The sequence below is a fragment of the Melaminivora alkalimesophila genome (assembly GCF_000282995.1).
Lineage (GTDB): Bacteria > Pseudomonadota > Gammaproteobacteria > Burkholderiales > Burkholderiaceae_C > Melaminivora > Melaminivora alkalimesophila.
This window is the reverse complement of the sequence record NZ_ALEE01000116.1, coordinates 1-1,731: the sequence shown is the minus strand read 5'-3', so window position 1 is coordinate 1,731 and position 1,731 is coordinate 1. Positions and strand designations below refer to the sequence as shown.

General features: G+C 71.6%; 1 protein-coding gene. It reads right to left on the bottom strand.

Annotated features, from left to right (window positions below):
• Window positions 1-9: 9 nt before the first annotated feature.
• On the bottom strand, window positions 10-1,581 hold the full coding sequence (locus A612_RS01695) for a DHA2 family efflux MFS transporter permease subunit (RefSeq protein ID WP_019372884.1): 1,572 nt from the start codon (window positions 1,579-1,581) through the stop codon (window positions 10-12).
• Window positions 1,582-1,731 lie beyond the last annotated feature (150 nt).

Below are 1,731 nucleotides of genomic sequence, written 5' to 3'. Positions count from 1 at the left end.
GGCCGCTGTTCAGTGGGCGCCGGCCGCCGCGTCCGCCGCCCCGGCGCCCTGCGCGCGCGGCGCATGCGCCAGCCAGACCAGCGGGATCAGCACCAGGAACAGCACCGCCGAGGCATAGAAGATGTCGTTGGCCGCGAGCATGTAGGCCTGCTGCGTGGTCATGCGCTCGATCTGCGCAAGTGCCTGGGCGTCCGTCAACCCGCCGGCGCGCAGCACCTGCAGGGCCTGATCGAAGCCGGGGCCGCCCGGCACCAGGCCCTCGACCAGCTGGGCGTGGTGCAGCGTGGCGCGCCGCTCCCACAGCGTGGTCGTCACCGAGGTGCCCACGGCGCCGGCGGTGATGCGCATGAAGTTCGACAGGCCCGAGGCCGCCGGGATGCGCGCCGGCTCGATCTCCGACAGCGTGATGGTCACCAGCGGGATGAAGAAGAAGGCCATCGAGATGCCCTGCACGATGGTCGGCACCATGATGGTGGCGAAGTCCGCCTGCGTGGAAAAGCGCGAGCGCATCCACAGCACCACGGCGAACACCAGGAAGGCGAAGGTCGCGTAGCGGCGCGGGTCCACCCGGCCGATGCTCTTGCCCACCATGGGCGAGAGCACCATCGCCAGCAGCCCCACCGGCGCCATGATCTCGCCGGCCTGCGTGGCGGTGTAGCCCATGTACTGCTGCAGCCACAGCGGCAGCAGCACCACGTTGCCGAAGAACAGGCCATAGCCCACCGAGGTGGCGAGCGAGCCGGCCCAGAAATTGCGGTTGCGAAACAGCGTCAGGTCGACCACCGGATGCGCCTCGTCGCGCTCCCACAGCAGGAAGGCCGCCAGCCCCACCACCGCCACCACCGCGCAGCCCACCACCCACGGCGAGGCGAACCAGTCGTGCTCCTTGCCGATGTCGAGCATCACCTGCATGGCGCCCACCCAGATGACCAGCAGCGCCAGCCCGATGGCGTCGATCGGGAGGCGGCGCCGCTCGCTCTCGCGGCCGCGGAAGATGGCCCAGGTGACGAACACGGCCCAGATGCCCACCGGTACGTTGATGTAGAAGATCCACGGCCAGCTCACGTTGTCCGTGATCCAGCCGCCCAGGAGCGGCCCCATCACGGGTGCGATCAGCGTGGTCATGGACCACAGCGCCATGGCGAGCCCGGCCAGCGCGCGCGGGTAGCTCGACAGCAGGAGCGACTGCGACAGCGGGATCATCGGCCCGGCGACGAAGCCCTGCAGCGCCCGTGCGGCGATCAGCAGGCCCATGTTCGGCGCCAGGCCGCACAGGAGCGACGCGATGACGAACAGCGCCACGCTGGCGACGAACAGCCGCACCTGGCCGAAGCGCTGCGACAGCCAGCCGGTGAGCGGCACGGCGATCGCGTTGGCCACGGCGAAACTGGTGATGACCCAGGTGCCCTGCGTGGGGCTGACGCCCAGGTCGCCGGCGATCGCCGGCAGCGAGACGTTGGCGATCGACGTGTCGAGCACGTTCATGAAGGTCGCCGCCGACAGGGCGAGCGTGCCCCAGGCGCGGGCGCTGCCCGTGAGGGGCGGCGGGGGCAGCGGGGCCTGGTGGGCGGGCGCGGTCACGGCGGCAGTTCCGGCCGGGGCTCAGCGGGCCGCCACCAGGTGCGCCGCGATGATGCGCTCCACCTCGGCATCGGCGCCGTCCTCCAGCGCCTCGTACACCTGCGTGCTCGCGGCGGGCCGCGCGGACGGTGCCTCGGCCAGCGACCGGCC